18 protein-coding genes, 1 tRNA gene and 1 riboswitch are annotated in these 20,750 nt (G+C 60.2%); of the genes, 12 read left to right on the forward strand and 7 right to left on the reverse strand.

Annotated features, from left to right (window positions below):
* Positions 1-149: 149 nt before the first annotated feature.
* The 3 genes from ACXAH0_RS06000 (at position 150) to serA (ending at position 3,982) form a co-directional block, all read left to right on the forward strand.
* Positions 150-965 (forward strand): outer membrane protein, encoded by an 816-nt coding sequence (locus ACXAH0_RS06000; RefSeq protein WP_475173689.1) that lies wholly within the window; start codon positions 150-152, stop codon positions 963-965.
* A gap of 174 nt (positions 966-1,139) precedes the next feature.
* Entirely contained in the window at positions 1,140-2,318 is a 1,179-nt protein-coding gene (locus ACXAH0_RS06005) for a phosphoserine transaminase (protein ID WP_475189706.1), read from the forward strand.
* 77 nt (positions 2,319-2,395) lie between these two features.
* Positions 2,396-3,982 (forward strand): phosphoglycerate dehydrogenase, encoded by a 1,587-nt coding sequence (gene serA / locus ACXAH0_RS06010; RefSeq protein ID WP_475189707.1) that lies wholly within the window; start codon positions 2,396-2,398, stop codon positions 3,980-3,982.
* 101 nt (positions 3,983-4,083) lie between these two features.
* Here the strand turns inward: serA and ACXAH0_RS06015 are convergent, their stop codons facing one another.
* Both ACXAH0_RS06015 and ACXAH0_RS06020 read right to left on the reverse strand, forming a co-directional pair.
* Complete coding sequence (locus tag ACXAH0_RS06015; RefSeq protein ID WP_475189708.1) at positions 4,084-4,584, reverse strand: translation initiation factor 2; 501 nt, start codon at positions 4,582-4,584, stop codon at positions 4,084-4,086.
* Positions 4,585-4,714: 130 nt separating this feature from the next.
* Complete coding sequence (locus tag ACXAH0_RS06020) at positions 4,715-5,611, reverse strand: DMT family transporter (protein WP_475189710.1); 897 nt, start codon at positions 5,609-5,611, stop codon at positions 4,715-4,717.
* Positions 5,612-5,885: 274 nt separating this feature from the next.
* Between ACXAH0_RS06020 and ACXAH0_RS06025 the strand changes: the two genes are divergently transcribed.
* The 5 genes from ACXAH0_RS06025 to ACXAH0_RS06045 all read left to right on the forward strand — a co-directional run bounded on the left by ACXAH0_RS06025 (position 5,886) and on the right by ACXAH0_RS06045 (position 13,207).
* Positions 5,886-7,157 carry an MFS transporter gene (locus ACXAH0_RS06025; RefSeq protein ID WP_475173697.1) on the forward strand — a complete coding sequence of 424 codons (1,272 nt, stop codon included), beginning with the start codon at positions 5,886-5,888 and terminating at the stop codon, positions 7,155-7,157.
* A gap of 236 nt (positions 7,158-7,393) precedes the next feature.
* Positions 7,394-8,686, forward strand: coding sequence for an adenylosuccinate synthase (locus ACXAH0_RS06030; protein WP_475189711.1), 1,293 nt, complete (start codon positions 7,394-7,396; stop codon positions 8,684-8,686).
* 255 nt (positions 8,687-8,941) lie between these two features.
* Positions 8,942-10,936, forward strand: coding sequence for a hypothetical protein (locus ACXAH0_RS06035; RefSeq protein ID WP_475189713.1), 1,995 nt, complete (start codon positions 8,942-8,944; stop codon positions 10,934-10,936).
* A 199-nt stretch (positions 10,937-11,135) separates the two neighbouring features.
* Positions 11,136-11,242, forward strand: a riboswitch (TPP riboswitch).
* Between the two features lie 244 nt (positions 11,243-11,486).
* Complete coding sequence (locus tag ACXAH0_RS06040) at positions 11,487-12,242, forward strand: ABC transporter permease (protein WP_475189716.1); 756 nt, start codon at positions 11,487-11,489, stop codon at positions 12,240-12,242.
* A gap of 23 nt (positions 12,243-12,265) precedes the next feature.
* The gene (locus ACXAH0_RS06045; protein WP_475189718.1) at positions 12,266-13,207 is read left to right on the forward strand and encodes an ABC transporter substrate-binding protein; all 942 of its coding nucleotides are present in this window, start codon (positions 12,266-12,268) and stop codon (positions 13,205-13,207) included.
* A gap of 129 nt (positions 13,208-13,336) precedes the next feature.
* Here the strand turns inward: ACXAH0_RS06045 and rpoH are convergent, their stop codons facing one another.
* Together rpoH and ACXAH0_RS06055 are read right to left on the reverse strand one after the other, a co-directional pair.
* Positions 13,337-14,227, reverse strand: coding sequence for an RNA polymerase sigma factor RpoH (gene rpoH / locus ACXAH0_RS06050; protein ID WP_475173707.1), 891 nt, complete (start codon positions 14,225-14,227; stop codon positions 13,337-13,339).
* Positions 14,228-14,408: 181 nt separating this feature from the next.
* Positions 14,409-15,434: an RluA family pseudouridine synthase gene (locus ACXAH0_RS06055; protein WP_475173711.1), complete on the reverse strand. Its 1,026-nt coding sequence runs from the start codon at positions 15,432-15,434 to the stop codon at positions 14,409-14,411.
* Here ACXAH0_RS06055 and ACXAH0_RS06060 point away from each other — a divergent pair.
* The gene (locus ACXAH0_RS06060; RefSeq protein WP_475173713.1) at positions 15,433-15,789 is read left to right on the forward strand and encodes a hypothetical protein; all 357 of its coding nucleotides are present in this window, start codon (positions 15,433-15,435) and stop codon (positions 15,787-15,789) included. The genes ACXAH0_RS06055 and ACXAH0_RS06060 overlap by 2 nt on opposite strands.
* Positions 15,790-16,045: 256 nt before the next feature.
* A tRNA-Glu gene (locus ACXAH0_RS06065) sits at positions 16,046-16,121 on the forward strand.
* A 64-nt stretch (positions 16,122-16,185) separates the two neighbouring features.
* On the opposite strand, the gene ACXAH0_RS06070 is transcribed toward ACXAH0_RS06065, so the two are convergent.
* The 3 genes from ACXAH0_RS06070 to ACXAH0_RS06080 all read right to left on the reverse strand — a co-directional run bounded on the left by ACXAH0_RS06070 (position 16,186) and on the right by ACXAH0_RS06080 (position 19,201).
* Positions 16,186-16,968 carry a DeoR/GlpR family DNA-binding transcription regulator gene (locus tag ACXAH0_RS06070; protein ID WP_475173715.1) on the reverse strand — a complete coding sequence of 261 codons (783 nt, stop codon included), beginning with the start codon at positions 16,966-16,968 and terminating at the stop codon, positions 16,186-16,188.
* 64 nt (positions 16,969-17,032) lie between these two features.
* On the reverse strand, positions 17,033-18,469 hold the full coding sequence (locus tag ACXAH0_RS06075; protein WP_475189721.1) for a hypothetical protein: 1,437 nt from the start codon (positions 18,467-18,469) through the stop codon (positions 17,033-17,035).
* A 126-nt stretch (positions 18,470-18,595) separates the two neighbouring features.
* Complete coding sequence (locus tag ACXAH0_RS06080) at positions 18,596-19,201, reverse strand: DUF1134 domain-containing protein (RefSeq protein ID WP_475173721.1); 606 nt, start codon at positions 19,199-19,201, stop codon at positions 18,596-18,598.
* Positions 19,202-19,430: 229 nt separating this feature from the next.
* Here ACXAH0_RS06080 and ACXAH0_RS06085 point away from each other — a divergent pair, with 229 nt between their 5' ends.
* The gene (locus tag ACXAH0_RS06085) at positions 19,431-19,835 is read left to right on the forward strand and encodes a YHS domain-containing (seleno)protein (protein WP_475173723.1); all 405 of its coding nucleotides are present in this window, start codon (positions 19,431-19,433) and stop codon (positions 19,833-19,835) included.
* 182 nt (positions 19,836-20,017) lie between these two features.
* A complete protein-coding gene (gene chpT, locus ACXAH0_RS06090) occupies positions 20,018-20,662 on the forward strand; it encodes a histidine phosphotransferase ChpT (protein ID WP_475173863.1) in 645 nt (214 codons plus the stop codon).
* Positions 20,663-20,750 lie beyond the last annotated feature (88 nt).

Consider the following 20,750-nt stretch of genomic DNA (forward strand, 5'->3'; position numbering starts at 1 on the left):
GATACTAGTGGCGTTAAGTTCTTGTTAAGGTAAAGAAGTTCGGTTAAAGGGCAGGGTTAAGCAGGTTTTAATGAATTTCCGTCACGGTGGGCGCAAGTTTGATGTGTCCGGACATATTTCACGGACCCTCACTGGACAAGGACGGAAACATGTTCCCACTTCTCAAGCGCTTGTCGTTGACCGGACTTGCAGTTGCTCTGTCTTCCGCGAGTTTCGCGGCGGACCTTCCAGCGCCGGTCATCGAACATATTCCTGAAGTGCCTGCTGTTGGCGGCTGGTATCTGCGCGGCGACATCGGCTACAAGGTTTATGGTGATCCCAGCGGCAGCTTCAATGACTATAACAATGCCGGTCTGCTGCGGTTCGAGCGGGAAAGCATGGACAATGCCTGGATGATCGGCGTAGGTGTCGGTTACCAGTTCAACGATTATTTCCGCTCCGACATCACGTTTGACTATGAAACACCTGCCACCGCCAAAGGCTACGCGGTCTGTGGCGGCTGTGGCGGTGGTTACTCCGAAGAAGGCACGGACATTGACGTTTGGACCCTCATGCTGAACGGCTATGTGGATCTGGGCACCTGGCACCGCATCACGCCTTATGTCGGGGCCGGTATTGGTGCGGCCTATGTGCGCACCGACAGCACCTACTCGATCAATCCGGGCGTTGGCAGCAGCGACTATAACGGTTCGAATGGCCAATGGAACTTCGCCTGGGCCCTGATGGCTGGTGCGGAATATGCATTCACGCCGAACTGGAGCCTGGATGCCGGCTACCGCTACAAGGATCTCGGCAAGGCCAAGACGGTCAAGCTGGATAACACGGCAAGCCCCGATTCCCGCGTTGTCTGGGACGATCTGACAGCCCATGAATTCCGGCTCGGCGCCCGTTACACGTTCAATTCGAGCGCACCGGCCGGTCCGGTCTATTACGAGCCGCAGGGACCGATCAGCAGCAATTTCTGATCTCCACATTTCTGTCCCCGCAAGGGCAGGGGCATTCTGAAAAGGCCGGTCCGGGAGACCGGTCTTTTTGCGTGTTAGCCGGATTTGATTTGACGGGCTGCTGCGAACGTCCTATCCCCATAGGTGGGCCACCCCTCCCCAACGAGGGGCAACTATCTGCGAGGGTAGACAGATATGACTGAGCTTACCGTGAAGCCGGACGTGCGTCCGGCCAATCCCAATTTTTCATCTGGTCCCTGTTCCAAGCGTCCCGGCTGGACGCTGGACGGCTTGAGCGATGCGCCGCTTGGCCGGTCCCACAGGGCCAAGCCGGGCAAGGCGAAACTTGCCGAGGCCATCGATCTGACCAGGGACATCCTTCAGGTTCCCGAAGACTACCGGATCGGTATTGTTCCGGCGTCGGACACCGGCGCTGTCGAGATGGCTCTCTGGTCTCTGCTCGGCGCCCGCGGCGTTGACATGCTGGCCTGGGAAAGCTTCGGCAAGGGCTGGGTGACCGATGTGGTCAAGCAGCTCAAGCTGGACACTGTGCGCTGCCTGGAAGCCCCCTATGGCGTCTTGCCCGACCTGGGTCAGGTCGATTTTTCCAGGGATGTCGTCTTCACCTGGAATGGCACCACCTCTGGTGTGCGGGTGCCCAATGGAGACTGGATCCCGGCCGACCGGGGCGGGCTTACCATCTGCGATGCCACCTCCGCCGCCTTTGCCCAGGACCTTGCCTTTGACAAGCTCGACGTTGTCACCTTCTCCTGGCAGAAGGTGCTGGGCGGCGAGGCGTCCCACGGGGTTCTGATCCTCAGCCCGCGCGCAGTCGAGCGTCTGGAAACCTATACGCCGGCCTGGCCGCTGCCGAAAATCTTCCGCCTGACCAAGGGCGGCAAACTGATTGAGGGCATCTTCCGGGGCGAGACGATCAACACCCCGTCGATGCTGTGCGTGGAAGATTATCTGGATGCGCTGAAATGGGCGGCCGGAATTGGCGGCCTTGCCGGTCTGCAGGCCCGTGCGGATGGCAATCTGAAGGTTCTGGCCGATTGGGTGGAGGTCAGCCGCTGGGCTGGTTTCCTGGCGGCTGACCCGGCCACGCGCTCCAACACCTCCGTGTGCCTGAAAGTCACCGATCCGGATATTCTGGCGCTTGACGGCGACCGTCAGGCGGCCTTTGCCAAGGCTCTCGCGGCCCGGCTTGACCGGGAAGGGGTGGCTTATGACATTGGTGCCTACCGGGATGCCCCGTCGGGGCTGCGCATCTGGGCTGGCGCCACGGTGGAAGCTTCTGATCTTCAGGCGCTGACACTGTGGCTTGACTGGGCCTTTGCGTGCGAAAAGGCGGCCTTCTCCCAGGCTGCCTGACCCCGCTCTTCTCCCCCTGACGACTCTGCCGGGCGGCCTGCTGCCCGGTTCGTTCCCGTATTCAAGGAGAAATGAACATGGCTCCCAAAGTGCTTATTTCAGACAAGCTGTCCCCCGCTGCAGTGCAAATTTTCAAGGACCGGGGTGTTGAAGCCGACTTCTTGCCGGAGCTGGGCAAGGACAAGGACAAGTTGTTGGAGGTCATCGGCCAGTATGACGGTCTGGCGATCCGCTCGGCCACCAAGGTCACCGAAAAGATCATCGCGGCCGCGGACAAGCTGAAAGTGGTGGGCCGGGCCGGGATCGGGGTCGACAATGTCGACATTCCCAAGGCCACGGCGCGCGGCATCATTGTAATGAACACGCCTTTCGGCAATGCGATCACAACGGCTGAACACGCCATTTCCATGATGATGGCAGTTGCCCGGCAGATCCCGGCGGCTGATGCCTCCACGCAGGCGGGAAAATGGGAAAAGTCCCGTTTCATGGGCCGCGAGCTGACCGGCAAGACGCTGGGTCTCGTGGGCTGCGGCAATATCGGCTCCATCGTGGCCGACCGGGCCATCGGCCTGAAAATGAAAGTGATCGCCTTTGATCCGTTCCTGACCCCGGAGCGGGCCGTTGCACTCGGCGTGGAAAAAGTGGAGCTGGACGATCTCTTCAGCCGCTCCGATGTGATCACGCTGCACACGCCGCTTACAGACAAGACCCGCAATATCATCGATGCGGCGGCGATCTCGAAAATGCGCACCGGGGCCTATCTGGTGAATTGTGCCCGGGGTGGTCTGGCAGACGAGGCGGCGGTCCGCGCCGCCCTTGATGAGGGCAAACTGGCCGGGGCCGCGTTTGATGTGTTCGTGGAAGAACCGGCCAGGGAGAACTGTCTTTTCGGCGCACCGAATTTCGTCTCCACTCCGCATCTGGGGGCTTCAACGTCCGAAGCCCAGGAGAATGTCGCCCTGCAGGTGGCCGAACAGATGTGTGACTATCTGCTCGACGGGGCGGTGCGCAATGCGCTCAACATGCCGTCCATCTCCGCCGAAGAGGCGCCGAAACTGGCTCCCTTTGTCCGCCTTGCCGAGCAGCTCGGGTCTTTTGCAGGTCAGCTGACGGAATCAGCCATTGAAGGTATCCGGCTGGAATATGCCGGGGCGGTTGCGGAAATGAACCTGCAGGCCCTGACGGCGGCCGCACTCACCGGCTTGCTGACACCGCTGCTGCAGACGGTCAATATGGTGTCGGCTCCGGCGCTGGCGAAGGACCGTGGCATCAAGGTGGAGGAAATCCGCCGGGAAAAGCAGGGCGCCTATGAGACCTATATCCGCCTGACGGTGATGACCGAACGCCAGGAGCGCTCCGTTGCAGGAACCGTCTTTGCCGACGGCAAGCCCCGGATCATTCAGGTCAAGGGTATCAACATGGAAGCCGAGCTGGGCGAGCACATGCTCTATATCACCAACGAGGACAAACCCGGCTTCATTGGGCAGCTGGGCATGGAACTCGGCAATAGCGGCGTGAATATTGCCACCTTCAATCTTGGCCGGCTTGCACCGGGCTCCGATGCGATCTGCCTTGTGGAGGTGGACGGGGAGGTTTCTGCCGATGTGATGGCCCGGCTGGAGGCGGTCTCCCACGTCAAGCAGGTCAAGTCGCTCAAGTTCTAGTGTGGTGGAATTGAAATACGCCTGATTTGTGCAGCGTGCGCCGGAGCGAATTTCAGTTTCAGGTGACTGGCGCGCGCCGCGTCTGATCCGGTCCGTCTGTCTCAGACGCCGCCGGATTTGCGCCTTGCGGCTTCTTCCTGTTCCCGCTGGCGGGCCGCAAGGCGTTCGCGCACATCGGACAGGTCGCCTTTCGGTGTCTTCGGATTGTTCGGGTTGAGCGGAACCAGCTCGACAAGAACCGGGTTCGGTTTGTGGCCGAGCGTGGCGCCTGTGGCCGCATCGATGCCAACGCCGATGACACCGCCAAACACAACATTGCCGGCCATGCCGGCAACACCTCCGGGGGCAACGCCGGTTGTCACCAGAATCGTCTGTTTCTCGTAGCCTTCCTTGGAGACCGTCAGCGCAAATTCCGTCTTGCGGGAGACCTTCAAGGAACAGGGCGAGGTGTTGCAGCTCAGGCCGATATTGCTGGCAATCAGCGCATCCGCCGGGGAAACATAGACTTTGACCGTCTCCTGCGTGCCGCGTGTGATGCTGGCGCAGGCCGACAGGGCAAGGCACGTGGCGGCGAGAGCGCCTGCAGAAATAAACTTGGTCATGAAGGGATTTCCATTCGGTCAGACTTGGGCAGGGCTGGTGGGAGCTGCCCCGGCAGAAAGCTCCAATTTGCCCAGTCAGACACCGGATGCCTAGTATTTTTCACAATATGTCTTGTGCAAAACGTTGTTTCTAGATCTTGCCAGGGGAAAACCGGCGGACCAGGCGTCCATCCAGAACAATCAGCCCGCTCAGAAGCAGGCTGAACCCGCCAAGCTGTAGGGCGCTTAAGGTTTCATCCAGAAGCAGCCAGCCGAAAAAGAGCGCGCTGGCGGGAACCAGCAGGGTGACCAGGGACGCATTGGTCGCCCCGGCATCGGCCAGCAGTTTGAAATAGATCAGATAGGCAAAGGCGGTTGCCGCAACGCCAAGGGCGGCCACATTGGCCCAGGCCGCCGGGCTGGTGGCGGAAAGGGACCAGCTGGAGCCAGTCACCAGTGCCACAGGCAGCATGATCAGGCTGGAGCCCATCAGCTGGCCCGCAGCTGCGATCTGCGGAGGGATGGAGCGGAACCGCCGGGCGTAGGTTGCCGCAAACGCATAAGAGAGCGCCGCGCCGAGGCAGCAAAGCTGTGCCCATAGCGGTTCCTGAACAAGCCCGGACAGGCTGCCGGACAGCATCACCGTCACACCTGCAACGCCAAGGGCAACTCCCGCGATCTTGGTCCAGGGCAAAGGTTCCTGGCCAGTCAGGAGACCTGCCACAAGCACGGTGAAAACCGGTGTGGTGGCGTTGAGGATCGAGGCCAGCCCGGCCCCGATTTCCGTCTGGCCCCAAAAGAGCAGCGAAAAGGGGATGGCGTTGTTCAACAGCCCCATCACCAGAAAGGCGCCAGCCAGATGGAGCGGAAACGACCGCAGCAGACTCTGGGCCCAGAGGATCGCGAGGAGCACAAGGCAGGCGCTGGAGACCCGCAAAAACACCAGCACGAACGGCGGGATTTCGGCCACCGCCACCTTGGCGAAGAGGAACGATCCGCCCCAGATCGCGCCAAGACAAAGGAGAAGGATCCAGTTGCGAAGGGACATGAGTGTTCCGGTATCGGGTTGGGTTTCGTCAGCGGTGCTGTCTGGTGGAATACCAACCGCAGCCAATAGAGTCTTATGGTTGAAGTCGATGTAACAGGCCCCGCGCCGCCGAAACACCCGAAAACCGATCCTTTGGTGAGATAGTTGTCTTTCCGGACTTGCCTTGGCGGGCCACTTCGGCAAAGTGCCGCTGATCTCGTCAAAGGCGTTGTGCTGAACCTCTGTCCGTTCAGAAAAAGTGTCCCTACGCCGCGACCCCAGGACCCAGGTGCCCATGCCACAGATTGCCCCGCCAGCTCAAAGCGTGTCTCTTGCCGGACGCCTTGCGCCGCTCCTGATTGCTGCGGCCTGCCTGCTTGGCGCCAATGGGCTGTCCATGACCATGATTGCGGTGCGCGCCCGTGCCGAGGCGCTGCCCGATGCGAGTATCGGCCTGCTGGGCTCGCTCTATTTTGCCGGCATGATTTGCGGGGTTCTGCTTGCACCGTTCCTGATCGCGCGGGCCGGGCATATCCGGGTCTTTGCGGCGCTTGCCTCCATCAGCGCAATTGCGGTGCTGTCAATTGCCTTTGCTCCAGCGGGCTGGCCCTGGATGCTGGCCCGGTTTGTCAGCGGTGCGGCGTTTTGCGGCACGGCCATGGTGCTGGAAAGCTGGATGAACTCCATTGCTACCAACGCTTCGCGGGGCCGCATCCTGTCGGTCTACCGCATCGTGGATCTGGGCGCGGTGATGGGAGGGCAGTTCATCCTGCCCGTTTTCGGGGCTGCGGGGTCTGAAATTCTCATGGTGCTGGCGGTGCTGTTCTGTTTTGCCATCGTGCCGATTGCCCTGGCGCGCGAGGGCAATCCACCGGCACCGCCCGCCCGCATCGTCAATCCGCTCAATCTGTGGCAGGTGTCTCCGGTGGCCATGGTCGGGATCTTCACCATTGGCCTGACCAATGGGGCGTTCCGGATGGTCGGGCCGGTCTATGCGGAAAGCATCGGGCTGGGGTTGGAGACTGTGGCGGCCTTCATCGCACTGTGGGTGTTTGCGGGCGCGGTGTTCCAGTATCCGGCGGGGTGGGTGTCCGACCGGATTGACCGACGCCTGGTGCTGATCGTCTTCACCATTGGGGCCGCACTGGCCTGTCTCTATATTGCCCGTTCCGAAACGGAGCTTGAGCTTTTCATCGGCGTGTTTCTGTTTGGCGGGTTCGCGCTGCCGCTCTATTCCCTGTCGGTGGCCCATGGCAATGATCATGCCCTGGAGGGACAGTTTGTCGACATGGCGGCCGGTCTCATGCTGGCCTTTGGCTGCGGGGCGATGATCGGCCCGTTTGCCGCCTCTCTCTTGATGGGGATGTTTGGGCCGGCCACGTTTTTTGTCTACACGGCCACGCTGCATCTGATGCTGGTTCTCTTTATCATCATGCGGATGTTCCGCCGGGACGCTGTGCCGGCCAGCCAGAGGCGGCGGTTTGTCTGGCTGCTGCGCACCTCCCCGATGATCAACAGGATGGCCGGAGGTGAAAGGGGCGGGGAACCGTCTGATCCGCCGAAATAAGTCTTTGGCATCGCAAGGTAAGGTTACCTTGCCGGGGTGTTTTGACGAGGGCGGGAAGCGGTGTTGCGCCTGTCTGGCCGGGCAGCCCGGATATTTTGTCTCTGGAGACTCGCCTGCGGGGGGAAACCTGTCTATAGTCCGCGCCGTTTGCCCCGGCCGCCTTGCCGGGGCTTGTCGTGTTGGCGTTCCGGCAGGCCCGGAGAGGCCCAAGCTGCTTTCAGGAGAGCAAAGACTAGATGGCGAATGTGGTGGTTGTCGGTTCGCAATGGGGGGACGAGGGCAAAGGCAAGATTGTCGACTGGCTGTCGGAACAAGCCGATGTCATTGTCAGGTTCCAGGGCGGACACAATGCCGGACACACGCTCGTCATTGACGGTATCAGCTACAAGCTCTCCCTGCTGCCCTCCGGCGTTGCCCGCGAAGGCAAGCTGTCCGTCATCGGCAACGGGGTCGTGCTCGACCCGCACGCCCTGGCTGAAGAAGTGGAACGTCTCGGTCAGCAGGGGGTGGTTGTCACGCCGGAAACCCTGCGTGTTGCCGAAAATGCCACGCTGATCCTGTCGCTCCACCGGGAGCTGGACGCGCTGCGCGAGAATTCCAACACCGGCACCCGCATCGGGACCACAAAACGCGGCATCGGCCCGGCCTATGAAGATAAGGTTGGCCGCCGGGCGATCCGGCTGATGGATCTTAAGAACCTGACGACCCTGCCTGCGAAAATCGACCGGCTTCTGACCCACCACAATGCCTTGCGGCGCGGTCTGGGGCAGGATGAGATCTCCGCGCAGGCCATCTATGACGAACTGGCCAGCGTTGCCGACAAGGTTCTGCCCTATATGGACAAGGTCTGGTATTTGCTGGACGACCTGCGCCGCCAGGGCAAGCGTATTCTGTTTGAAGGCGCCCAGGGGGCGCTGCTGGATATCGACCACGGCACCTATCCGTTTGTAACGTCCTCCAACACGGTTGCAGGTCAGGCGGCAACCGGCTGTGGCCTCGGGCCGGGCTCGGTCGACTATGTGCTTGGCATCACCAAGGCTTACACGACACGGGTCGGGGAAGGACCGTTTCCGACGGAACAGCAGAACGAGGTTGGGGAGTTCCTGGGCATGCGCGGCCATGAATTTGGAACCGTGACCGGCCGCCGCCGCCGCTGTGGCTGGTTCGACGCGGTGCTCGTGCGCCAGACCGTCTGCACCTCCGGCATCAACGGTATTGCCCTGACCAAGCTCGATGTTCTGGACGGGATGGACGAAATCAAGATCTGCATCGGGTATGAGCTGGACGGGGAGCGGATCGACTATCTGCCGGCGTCGCAAGGGGCGCAGGAGCGGGTTGTTCCGATCTATGAAAGCCTGCCGGGCTGGAAGGAATCCACGGAAGGGGCCCGCAGCTGGGCAGAATTGCCGGCTCAGGCTATCAAATATGTCCGTCACGTCGAAGAATTGATCGGAGCACCGGTTGCGCTTCTATCGACGAGCCCGGAGCGTGATGACACAATTCTTGTGCAGAATCCCTTCCAGGATTGAGATCTTTGGCTGAAAAGGCCCAATATTGAAAAAAAAAGTGGCGCTGGGCGAATCACTCTGCGTCGCTTTGGAATGGCAGAAGGCCGTCAAGAGGCGACCTTCAAACCGTTCCACGGATGTGCTGTGTAAGGGACGATGTGTGGGCGAATACGGGAAGAGTTGGCACCGGTCATCGAAAACTTGCTATAAGCCTCTGGGGAAACCATATCCCGGGCTGGCAGAAATTGAACGCGCGCGTGGCCTGTAGGCAGGAAGATGGCTGATTACTATTCGATTTTGAAGAAAACAATCGCGTCCTTGCCGGAAAGCAACGGAGCTGCCCGCAGAAGCGTTTACAGCCGGGCACGCAACGCCATTGTCAATCAGCTGAAAGCCTATGAGCCGCCGCTTTCCCCGTCCGAAATCACGGCCGAGCAGCTGCGCCTTGAAGAGGCGATCCGGAAAGTGGAAGCGGAAGCTGCCCGGGAAAGCCTAGGGCTGAGCCCGTCGCCCGGCACCTCCACATCCGCGCCAACGCCGCCGTCCTCTTCTTCTGCGGCCGCGCCGCCGGCGCCGGAACCGCAAGACGCTGAGGTCCCCCCTGAGGTGGCCAAAGTCCCTGAACCTGCTGCGCCTTCTACATCCCCGGCGCCAGACTTTTCTGTCGCAGCACCCGAGGTTGAAGCGCCCGAGGATGTGCGGCCCGAAGATCCGGCGCCGGACGTCCCCGGCAGTGAGGTCAAAGCGGCCGAAGCTCCGCCTGTGTCCGCGCCGGTGTCGTCCCCCGTGACGCCACCGGCTGCACCTGTGATGCCGGAGACCGGTCCAAAGGATGGACTGCCCGCGCTTGACGGTCCTGAGAGGGAGCCGTCTCGGGCCTCCTCATTTGCAGAGGCCTCTGACGGTAAAGCTGCAGACGCGGACACGGATATTCCCTCGCCCTTGAAAGACACTTTGTCTGAGGCCGAGCAACTGGGCGCAGCGGCCAACAAAGCGGTTCAGAACGTCAAGGAGGCCGTCGACCCGGCCCCGGAAAAACGTTCTGGAGTTGTGATCGATGCCCGTAAGGAACCGGCTTTCCGGGGCTCGATCCGCGCTGGCGATGAAGGATATGACGCCGAAGAAGATGGTACAGACGAGGAGATGCCCTCGCTCTTTGCCGACCGGCATGAGCCGGTTCCGGTGCCGGTGCCTCAGGATCGGTCCAAACGGGAGCGGCCCAGCGCGTCGGATGCGTTGCGCGGGTCAGGGGCCGGACGCATGGTTCCGGTCGCGCTCGCTGGGGTTCTGGTTCTGATCGTTCTGGGCGCCGCCGCTTATTTCTTCCTGCCGTCGGAGGACCAGGCGGCGGTCAGCCGTCAGGAGACACCGGCAGAGGACACGCAGCCTGCCACTTTTCAGCCAGAGCCCGCGCCGTCCCAGGCCTCGGTGGCCGAGGACCCGGCAGATACGGGCGCAAGTGCCAAGAACACCGACAGGCTTCTGGATGACAGCGGCGGCGAGGTTGTTGCGCCTGATGCCCGCACGGTTACCACAACGACGATCACGCCGCAGCCGTCCGCACCGGTTGCCTCCACGCCCTCCTCGCCGGGAGCGGCCAGCACCGGCTCAACCTCTGCAATTCCGCTTGTGGAACCAGCCCAGCCGTCTGTTGGCGGGACACAGGGCGGTCTGGCAAGTATCACCCAGCCGGGAGCAAGCGCCTCTGCAAGCGCGCCAGCACCCAGTGGGGCCCAGCGGTCCATCCTCTATGAAGAAGGGGAAGATACGTCCGGAGCAGGTACGGCGTCTCAAGGGGCGGTTGTCTGGGGTCTGAGGCAAGAAACGGATCTCAACGGCAACCAGCTGTCTGTTCTGACCGCGCAAGTCGACATCCCCGAGCGTGGGGTGAAAGTTGATATCCGTATCAAGCCGAATGACGACACGTCACTGCCTGCAAGCCATCTGGTGGAAATCGAATATGACTTTCCGGACGGATTTGCGGCCGGGGACGTGGTCAATGTGCCAGGTCTTGTCATGAAGCCGACGGAAGAAGCCCGGGGCGATGCCCTGATCGGCGCGTCTGTGAAAGTCTCTCCCGGCATCTTCTGGATTGCCCTGTCGAATGACATCGACAAGGAAGAGCGCAATATGGGACTCTTGAGCGGGCGTGGCTGGATCGATATTCCGATGCTGTATGAAAACGGCAAGCGCGGCATCCTGACCCTCGAAAAGGGCGAAACGGGCAATGACGTCGTCAACAAGGCGGTTGCCTCCTGGCAAGCGGGCTAAGGCTTGAAAGAGCGCTCTGTCATCCGGTTTCAAACCGCTTTGCTGTGATATCTCTGATGTCTGGAAGCGAAAGTCAAAGCGCATGAAATGCGGTTGCTTCAGCCGTTTTCTCTCTGAAATGGCAGTGTCTTTAAGGTTTGCCGGAGAAAAGGTTTCCGGACCGGTCTTGCGTTTTGTCTCAAGGCGGGGCATGTTCGCGCCTCGGTCCGAGGGGTGTTCCGGTTTCCGGAGCTGAGATGGCGTTAAGCTGAACCCTTAGAACCTGATCCGGGTCATACCGGCGAAGGGACGGAATCCTTAGCCTATATCCCGGATCTCCAGTGTCATACTGGCTGGTCATTTTCCTGCTGTAACCGGATTCTGGAAGCTGCGGGGGCGCCAGCCGTGAGCGCCGGTCTCTTTTGCATGCCTTTGAATGGGTGTGCGAGGCCGGGGTGAGGACGGGAGATCCTATGCGTTCGTGTCTGCCAGGGCAGCCGTCATCGCACCAGCGAAGACCGGCTGCTGGAAAGAAAGATCCAAACAGCTGCCGTGCGCCCGGAGAGGCCGCATGAGAGACGTGCTGTTGGTGCTGAGGCGCATTGCCGTTTCTGTCCTTGCGGTCTTCGGGGTCTGGGCCTTACTTGTGGCGGTGTTTCAGCCGCCTGCATTCCTGCTGCCCGGCCCGGTCGATGTTCTGCGTGCCTTTCCCGCCAATGCAGGGTTTTTATTCTACCATGCGGGCATCACCGCGTCAGAGACCCTGCTGGGGTTTGTTCTTGGGGTGCTGTGCGGAACGGCGCTTGCCGTCTTGGTCTGGCTGTTTCCGCTCGCCGGACGCCTGGTCATGCCGGCCGTTCTGGTGACCCAGGCCTTGCCGGTCTTTGCCATTGCCCCTGTGCTTGTTCTCTGGCTCGGCTTCGGTATGACCTCCAAGATCGTCATGGCCATCCTGATCATCTTTTTCGCGGTGACCTCCACGGTCTATGACGGGTTGCGCCGGCTCGATCCCGGCCTTGCCGATCTTGCGCGCCTTTACCGGGTCAACCGGGTTCAGGAACTTGTGGTGTTCCGGCTGCCTGCGGCCCTTCCGGCGCTTGCCTCAGGGATGCGGGTGGCCGCCGTCTTTGCGCCCATAGGGGCGGTGGTTGGTGAATGGGCGGGGGCCAAAGGCGGGCTTGCCTTCATCATGCTGCAGGCCAATGCCCGCGGAAAAGCAGATCTTCTTTTTGCTGCAGTCATTTTGCTGGCCTTGATGGTTCTGGCGATGCGCGCTGCAGTCGACCACCTCACCCAACGTCTTGTTCCCTGGCAGGCCGAAGACTGACTGCCACATTCCGGAGGAGTTTCATGAAAAAAATCCTGTTGTCCCTGTCTCTTGCCACCGCACTTCTGGCCAGCGGTCCGGTTCAGGCGGCTGAGAAGCTTACCGTGCTTCTGGACTGGTTCACGAACCCCGATCATGCTCCTGTCATCACTGCGAAGACCAAGGGGTTCTTCGCGGCGGAAGGGCTGGAGGTGGAGCTGATCGAGCCGGCCGACCCGTCCATGCCGCCCAAGCTGGTTGCGGCCGGGCAGGGCGACATTGCCATTTCCTATCAGCCGACCCTGCATGCGCTGATCGAGGAAGGCCTGCCGGTGTCCTGGATCGGAACCCTTGTGGAAACGCCGCTTAACTCGCTGATCGTGCTCAAGGATGGGCCCATCAAGACCTTGAAGGACCTGAAGGGCAAGACCATCGGCTTTTCCGTGTCCGGCTTTGAAGATGCCATGCTGGGGCAGATGCTCAAATCGGTTGAACTGACCATCGATGATGTGGAGTTGATCAATGTGAATTTCTCCCTGTCTCCGGCGCTGATGGCAGGTCAGGTGGACGCGGTCATCGGGGCTTACCGCAATTTCGAGCTGACCCAGATCGAGATCGAGGGCAAGGAGGGGCGGGCCTTCTTCCCGGAAGAAAATGGCGTGCCGATTTTTGATGAGCTGGTCTATGTGGTCGGAAAGGATACGGTGGATGATCCGCGTTATGTCAAGTTTCTGGCTGCGGTGGAAGCTGCGACCATCTATCTGACAAACCATCCGGATGAGGCTTGGGATGCCTTCATCGAGGCCTATCCGCATTTGAACGATGAGTTGAACAAGCGGGCCTGGGCCGACACGCTGCCGCGCTTTGCCAAGCGGCCGGGCGTGCTGGATGAAGGCCGCTACATGCGCTTTGCGGAGTTCATGGCCGAGGCCGGTTTGATTAGCAAGGTTGTTCCGGTGGAGAGCTATGCCAAGGAACTTCGCTGATCTGATGCCCTCTAAAAGGACATCTCAAGGAGCGAGCCCCTCTTTGCGATCAGACGATAAGAAAAGCAAAACGCCGGAGCAAGTCTCCGGCGTTTTTGTGTCCGTCCATGATGCAGGCAGTATATGCCGTTATGCGGCGGGCTGCTGGTGTTCGCGGGCCCGGGCTGTGCTGCGGACCGCCTTTTGCACCTTTTCAAAGGCCCGCACCTCAATCTGGCGCACACGCTCCCGGCTGACGCCGAACTCACCGGAGAGATCCTCCAGGGTCATCGGATCTTCCGACAGGCGGCGGGCCTCAAAGATGCGGCGCTCGCGCTCATTGAGCACGTCCATGGCATCGCTTAGGAGCTTGCGGCGCATGTCCAGCTCTTCCTGATTGGCCAGAAGGGTCTCCTGGCTGTCGCTTTCATCCACGAGCCAGTCCTGCCATTCTCCGGCATCGGCTTCCGCCCGCACAGGTGCGTTCAGGCTGGCATCGCCGCCCAGGCGCCGGTTCATGGAAATCACTTCGTCTTCGGAAACGCCCAGGCGGGTCGCGATCTCTTTCACCTGATGCGGCTTCAGATCGCCCTCGTCCAGGGCCTGGATCTTGCCTTTCAGGCGCCGCAGGTTGAAGAAGAGGCGTTTCTGGTTGGCCGTGGTGCCCATTTTGACAAGCGACCAGGACCGCAGGATGTACTCCTGGATGGCCGCCTTGATCCACCACATTGCATAGGTCGCCAGCCGGAAGCCCTTGTCCGGCTCGAACCGTTTGACCGCCTGCATGAGGCCGACATTGCCTTCAGACACAACTTCCCCGATCGGCAGACCGTAGCCGCGATACCCCATGGCGATTTTCGCAACAAGACGCAGGTGGGAATTCACAAGACGCTCGGCAGCCTGCGGATCTTCATGCTCCTTGTACCGCTTGGCGAGCATGTATTCTTCCTGCGGCTGCAGCATCGGAAATTTACGAATCTCATCCAGGTAGCGGCTCAGGCCACCTTCCCCGGCGGTGAGAGTAGGTACGTTCTGGGCCATTGAATGCGCCCCCTTTCGCAAAGTTCGCGCCCCTTTGTCTTCCCTGCTGCCCCGCACTCCATACGCAAGCAAGCCATGTCAGAAGACCGGAAAACGCTTTGTCGTGTCCATAATGGCACACACGCAAGCTCAATATAGGTTCGAAATTGCCGATTGCATGGCAGAAGAGCGGATTTAGATCCTAAAATTTTTGTAATATCGACAAAAGATTTGCGAAATCAGACGGGTAAGGACTTTCAAAACGCAAGGTTTCCCCGCTGGCCGGATGCTCGAATGCCAGTAATCCTGCATGAAGAGCCTGCCGTTTGAAGCCGATTACGGCTGATTTGAGGGGCTCTTCCAGACGGTTGATCTTGGTCTTGAAACCGGAGCCATAGTCTTCATCGCCGATCAGCGGATGGCCGATATGGGTCATGTGCACGCGGATCTGATGGGTCCGGCCCGTTTCCAGCCGGCATTCCATCAAGGCGGCAAGGGCCGGTGCGTCTGCGGGCCCGAACCGGTCCTTCACCTGCCAGTGGGTGACCGCATGGCGGCCACTGGTTTTCACCACCGCCATTTTCTGGCGGTTGGCCTGGGACCGGGCGAGATTGGCGTCAATGGTGCCTTTCAGGCTTGGAGGAGCGCCCCAAACAAGGGCGGAATAGGCGCGCTCCAGCGGGCCGGTGCGGCCGTGATCGGCAAACTGGGCGGCCAGGCCCTGATGCGCCTGATCCGTCTTGGCAACCACCAGAAGGCCGGAAGTGTCTTTGTCAATCCGGTGGACAATGCCCGGCCGTTTGACGCCGCCGATCCCGGACAGGCTGTCGCCGCAGTGATGGATCAGGGCATTGACAAGGGTGCCGGTCCAGTTGCCCGCCCCCGGATGCACCACCAAACCGGCGGGTTTGTCGACGACAATCAAGTGATCATCCTCATAGACGACGCTGATCGCAATAGCCTCGCCCTTTGGCTCGGGATCTTCCGCGTCAGGCAGGGTGAGGGCCAGGGCGTCGCCTTCATTGACCCGGAATTTCGGTTCCACTATTTTCGCGCCGCCGACGGTGACATCTCCCGATCTGACAAGGGACTGGATCCTATTGCGGCTAAGCGTTTCCAAATGCGCTGCCAACACTGCATCCAGCCGTTTTCCGGCATCGGCTGCATCGACCGTTAATTTGAAGTCCGAGCCGTCTCCGGCCGGATTTTCGGGGGAATTGTTTGTCATGTCACAACCTGACTTTCGGGATGAAGACCAGAAGGAGGTGCCGCTGGATCCGGCGGCGGAACGGATGCAGGCGCGGCTGAAGCGCCTTCTGTTCGGGTCTTCCCTGATCATGTTTGCCGGTTTGATCGCTGTCTTTGCAGCAATTGTGTACAAGATCAACTCCAATGAAGGTGAAATCTCCGGGGACGCCTTTGCGTCCAGCGTGGCCGTGGGCCCCGAGGCTGAGGTGCAGCAGGTCAGCTTTGCCGACGGGGTGATGCTGGTTCTGGTCAAGGAAGGCAGCAAGACAGCCCTGCTGCGCTTTGATCCAGCCTCCGGCAAGCGGATCGGGCGGACGGATTTTGTCGCCCGCTAGCGCATTTTGCGTTTCACCGGACTCGCCTTGCGCAGCCTGATATCAAAGAGGCCACCGCAAAGGAAAGCCGGTTTGAAACCGCAAAATGCGGCCCGCCAAACCGCAGACAAAAGGGGCGAGGGCAGGGTTGCACCTGTCCTGAGCCGGGTTATGAACAGCCATGTGACAAAAAAATGAAAAGGGGGCTTGCGTCCATCCGCAAGCCACCTTATACGCTCGGTCCTCGGCTTGAAACCGACATGGCTTCAAGTCATGCGCGCCCATCGTCTAGCGGTCTAGGACGCCGCCCTTTCACGGCGGAAACACGGGTTCGAGTCCCGTTGGGCGTGCCATTCTTTTCCAAAAATTTGTCACAGGATCTCCACAGCTCTTCCCCAGCTCGGGGCCGCCGTGTTGTCAGCCGTCTTCCGGCAAGGGCTCCGGTCCGGTTTCGATCAGCCTGACCTCGGCATCGGCGGCGATCTGCTTAAAGCCGGGATCCGGGCAATGGTCGGTGACAAAGGTGGTGACCTGAGACAGGTGGCCGACCCGCACCGGTGCGGTGCGTTCGAATTTCGTGCTGTCGGCGGCCAGAATGACATGGCGGGCATTGTCCATGATTGTCTTGGTCACCTTGACTTCCCGGTAGTCATAATCGAGCAGGGATCCGTCCGGGTCGATGGCGGAGGCGCCGATCACGGCAAAATCCACCTTGAACTGGCGCATGAAATCGACAGCCGCCTCGCCGACAATACCGCCATCGGCATGGCGCAGTACACCGCCGGCAATCACCACTTCAATCTGGGAATAGCCGCGCATTAAGCTGGCGACATTGATGTTGTTGGTGATCACCATCAGGCCCCGGTGCTGGAGCAGCGCCTGGGCAACGGCCTCCGTGGTGGTGCCGATATTGATGAAGATGGAGGTGTTGTCCGGAATGAGTGCAGCGACGCTTTCGCCTATATCGGCCTTCTCTTTGCTTGAAATGATCCGGCGGGCTTCATAACCGACATTCTCGATCCCTGAGGAGAGCAAGGCACCGCCATGGGTGCGGGCCAGCAGGCGCCGTTCACACAGCTCGTTCAGGTCCTTGCGGATTGTCTGGGGGCTGACTTCAAAGCGTTTGGCAAGATCCTCGACGCTGACACGGCCCACCTGCCGGGCAAGTTCCAAAATGGCGTTGTGGCGTTCAATCAGCATGGACAGCAGGCTCTTCAGGCTCTTTTGAGGTTACCCTCTAAATGACCGGTCCCATGCGTTAAGATCAAGCCACATCCATCTTTTTTTGTTTTATGGATTTGCTTTTCGCCCCTTTGCCTGCCCGGGTTGTGCTCTTGGCCTTGGCCACAGGCCCCCCCGCCTTGTCACTCTTGGACGTGTCGGCTTTCGCAGCGCCGTCCTTTCGGCGGTTCGAGGCCACAATCCGGCTGACCAGAGCCTCGGCGGCCGAGGCGATCTCGGCGGAGTTCAGGCTGTCCGCAGACGGAGCGGATGAGGCTGTACCAATGGCCGCGCCTGCGCCGGAAGCCGCATGGGCCGGGCTTTCGGCGCGTTTCGATTTCACGGCCACCTCAAAAGGCGACAGGGTGGGCGAAGAGGAGGGAGCACGCTCCTGATCTTTCGCGGCCTTGGAGGTGCTGTCCGCAGCCGCAGGTTTGGCGGCAGGAATGTCCGCAGCGGCTTCCGCCCTTGTAGCGCTTGCCGGGGCAGTCGATTTGGCAATGGTGACCGGCGCGTCCCCGGCCACGGCAATCCGGGCGGCCAGAGCTTTGAAATCCCGCCGCAGATCTTTCAGGGCGGGGCTGTCGGTCAGGTCGTTCTGAAGTTTTTCCACCTGGCCTTTCATCCGCTCCAGCACCCGTTCCTTGCTGGTCAGGTCCGCCTGCTGCTGGATGTTCTTCCGGGTCAGGTCCTCGATCTGGGCCGTCAAACCGTTGCGGGCATCAGTCTCTCCGCTTGTGCCGGACTCCACCAGCAGTGACAGGCGGGTGACTTCCGCCTGCGCAGCGACATATTTTGCTTCCGTATCGATCAGCTGGGTTTCAAGCTCCGCCAGCCGGCTCTTGGAGTCGGCTGCCAGAGACGCTTCGATTTCGGAGGTGACCGTCGGCTCCAGTTTCGCCAGTTTTGCCTTCAAGGTGGCAACCTCTGCCTCCAGACCGGTAATGGTGGCAAGCGCCATCGTGTCGACGGCCGGCATCCAGTCGTGGCCGCTGTCGCGGGGCTTGTCCGGCTGCGGGGCGTCTGTCTTCTCCGGTTCCGCCTTCCAGCTGTCGGCGAGGGCTTTTTCCGAGTCCGCAAGCTTGTCCTTGAGGGTCTTTATTTCGGCGGTCAGAAGATCGACCGCCTTTTCGTCCCCCTTCAAAAGGTCCAACTGCTGTTTCAGGTCCGCGGTCTCGGCTTCATGGGCCTTGGTATGCGCTGCAATTTCGGTGCGCAGACGGGAGGTTTCCAGATGGTGTTTCGCGGCCTTGGCCCGCTCTTCCTCCAGCTGCTGCTCCACCCGGCGCAGGTCGACCGCGTGGCGCGCGCGCTGCTGATCCTGGGCAGCTCGGACTTCGGCATAGCTGGTCGGATTGACTGCGCGCAGAGCCTCCTCCGTCAGGCGGGCCGCCCGGCGGTAAAAGGCGGGCAGGATTGAAAGGCCGATCAGACTGGCCGTGCAAAATCCCAGTGCCACATACATTGCCGCTTCGATCACATCAGGCTCCCGGTCGCTTTCCCAAGCCCCTTCTATTACCTTTAGACCACAGCCGTGCTGCCGCCAAGGCTGCTAGAAACTACAGTCTTCCCGCACATTAGACCGGCAGACCGTTAATCTTTTAACTCAGAACGGGTTCCATGTCGGCTTCGGTGTGATTTTCAGATAGCCCATATTCACACCGAGGCGGGCCCCGACTCCTGCCCTTACGGGAACAAGAACGACCTCATCCTTGAGAAGAACCGTCATGCCGGCACCGCCCACCAGATAGGCAGAACCGTTGACACCGGTAAACCGGTCGTAAATCGCATCCACATTGGGCAGGCCATAGACCAGCATCATCACCCGTGCGCCGTCCGCGCCGAAATCCCAGCCAACCGAAGGGCCTTGCCAGAAGATTTTGTGGTTGCCTGCGTTGCGGGTGTAAAGATGGCCTTCGCCGTAGCGGGCGCCTGCCACAAAGGCGCCGGAGCCTTCTTCCCCGAGAATATAGCCGTTGGGCTCACCGAACCGGGCAAAGGCCTTTTCGAAAACCGAGGCCAGCCCGCCGGAGACGGCGCCGAAAAACTCATGGCCGGTTTTCAGGATCTCGTCCTCGTCATAGGTCTGGTTGGACGGGATCGGCTCAGATCCGGAGGTTTGGGCAAGAGACGGCGCGGGCGCGGCCATCAAGATCAGACAGAAAAAGGCGGCGTGTAGCCAGGGCGCCAGGCGCCAGGACCCTTGTTCCATTTTAAAAACACTCCTTTTGTCGGCCGGAAGCCTTGCCGGGTCACGCAATATCCCCAGGCCGTGCGTTCTCATTTGAGACCCTGTGGCCTAGACTGAATCAGAATCATGCTGATTCGCCCATGACTTTGCACCTACATAAGCCGAATCGATGAAAAGCTGGCCTGAAAAAAAGACATGGATGTGTCTTTGCCTGGCAATGGCCGTCCTTTTGGCGGGATTTGCAGGGACTGTGGCAGCACGTCCCCAGCTTTTTGTTCCTGATTCCATCACCGGCTATGCCATCGGCGGGCACGATCCGGTCAGCTATTTTGTCGACGGCAAGCCGCGCAAGGGAGACCGGCGCTTTGAGCTGCAATGGGGCGGGGCCGAATGGCTCTTTGTCAATCAGGGCAATATGGCGGCGTTCAAGCGCAATCCGGAAACCTATGCGCCGCTTTTTGCCGGGTGCGGCGGCTACGCATTGTCAGAAGGCTATGCGGCTGCGGGTAGCCCGTTCATCTATGCGGTGGTCGAAGGGCGGCTGGTGTTCTTCTATTCAATCGTGAACCGGTTCCTGTTTATCGTGAACGGAACCCAGCTTCTTAAAGAGGCGCAAGACAACGCTGCAAGGGTAGGATGCACTCCAGAGGAGTGAAATTTAACTTCCCCTACGGCAGAAAATCGCCGGAAATTCGCGAAATCCGCAACTTTCATCTGGAAGACCCGAATTGCCGTCCGGGGCTGCCTTGGCAGGCGCTTTGTGGATGTGTAACCCTTGGTCAGACGATCTCGAATCAGTTTTTCTGCTTAGACCCTGCAAAAGAGCCTCGCAACGCCATGTCCGCACTTCAAGAGCTGTCTTCACTTGATCTCGCCGCTCTGGTCGCCAGCCGTGTCTGCCATGACATCATCAGTCCGGTCGGGGCCATTACCAATGGTCTTGAGGTTCTCGATGAGGAGGGCTCGGAGGATATGCGCGACTTTGCGATGGACCTGATCCGCAAAAGCGCGCGCCAGGCCTCGGCAAAGCTGCAATTCGCCCGTCTTGCCTTTGGGGCTGCGGGGTCGGCCGGTGCGGAGATTGACCTCGGTGACGCGCAGGTAGTTGCCACAGGGTTTATGGAAAACGAAAAATCCGACCTAGTTTGGCAAGTAACCCGGCACTTAATGCCGAAAAATTATGTCAAACTTCTCTTAAATCTCATTCTTATCGCCAATCAGTGCGTACCGCGGGGGGGCGAAATCAAGGTCGAGATGGAGGGCGATCCGCAATCGCCGTCCTTTACCCTCCAGGCGAGCGGGCTTAACCCGCGTATTCCGCTCGGAATGAAGGAAACCCTTGACGGACAGGAGCCTGAACGGGTGGATGCTCACTCGGTTCAGCCGATCTATACACTGCTTCTCGCCCGTGAGTCAGGCATGGTATTAACGATAGATAAGCAAGAAGACTGCGTAAAAATTACGGCCCTGCCCAAGAACTAGTCGACCGGAACAAAAGTCGGCAAACGTTTCAGCGTATCTTAACTCTTTGAGGTCAACCTACTCTCATGGACTTTCGGTCCAGACGTCC

The organism is Roseibium sp. AWQ4_290, from assembly GCF_056160985.1.

Excerpts from the sequence above, each read along its gene's own strand:
- ACXAH0_RS06000 (WP_475173689.1), top strand. The coding sequence starts at position 150 with ATGTTCCCACTTCTCAAGCGCTTGTCGTTGACCGGACTTGCAGTTGCT.
- ACXAH0_RS06005 (WP_475189706.1), top strand. The coding sequence starts at position 1,140 with ATGACTGAGCTTACCGTGAAGCCGGACGTGCGTCCGGCCAATCCCAAT.
- serA (WP_475189707.1), top strand. The coding sequence starts at position 2,396 with ATGGCTCCCAAAGTGCTTATTTCAGACAAGCTGTCCCCCGCTGCAGTG.
- ACXAH0_RS06015 (WP_475189708.1), bottom strand. The coding sequence starts at position 4,584 with ATGACCAAGTTTATTTCTGCAGGCGCTCTCGCCGCCACGTGCCTTGCC.
- ACXAH0_RS06020 (WP_475189710.1), bottom strand. The coding sequence starts at position 5,611 with ATGTCCCTTCGCAACTGGATCCTTCTCCTTTGTCTTGGCGCGATCTGG.
- ACXAH0_RS06025 (WP_475173697.1), top strand. The coding sequence starts at position 5,886 with ATGCCACAGATTGCCCCGCCAGCTCAAAGCGTGTCTCTTGCCGGACGC.
- ACXAH0_RS06030 (WP_475189711.1), top strand. The coding sequence starts at position 7,394 with ATGGCGAATGTGGTGGTTGTCGGTTCGCAATGGGGGGACGAGGGCAAA.
- ACXAH0_RS06035 (WP_475189713.1), top strand. The coding sequence starts at position 8,942 with ATGGCTGATTACTATTCGATTTTGAAGAAAACAATCGCGTCCTTGCCG.
- ACXAH0_RS06040 (WP_475189716.1), top strand. The coding sequence starts at position 11,487 with ATGAGAGACGTGCTGTTGGTGCTGAGGCGCATTGCCGTTTCTGTCCTT.
- ACXAH0_RS06045 (WP_475189718.1), top strand. The coding sequence starts at position 12,266 with ATGAAAAAAATCCTGTTGTCCCTGTCTCTTGCCACCGCACTTCTGGCC.
- rpoH (WP_475173707.1), bottom strand. The coding sequence starts at position 14,227 with ATGGCCCAGAACGTACCTACTCTCACCGCCGGGGAAGGTGGCCTGAGC.
- ACXAH0_RS06060 (WP_475173713.1), top strand. The coding sequence starts at position 15,433 with ATGTCACAACCTGACTTTCGGGATGAAGACCAGAAGGAGGTGCCGCTG.
- ACXAH0_RS06055 (WP_475173711.1), bottom strand. The coding sequence starts at position 15,434 with ATGACAAACAATTCCCCCGAAAATCCGGCCGGAGACGGCTCGGACTTC.
- ACXAH0_RS06070 (WP_475173715.1), bottom strand. The coding sequence starts at position 16,968 with ATGCTGATTGAACGCCACAACGCCATTTTGGAACTTGCCCGGCAGGTG.
- ACXAH0_RS06080 (WP_475173721.1), bottom strand. The coding sequence starts at position 19,201 with ATGGAACAAGGGTCCTGGCGCCTGGCGCCCTGGCTACACGCCGCCTTT.
- chpT (WP_475173863.1), top strand. The coding sequence starts at position 20,018 with ATGTCCGCACTTCAAGAGCTGTCTTCACTTGATCTCGCCGCTCTGGTC.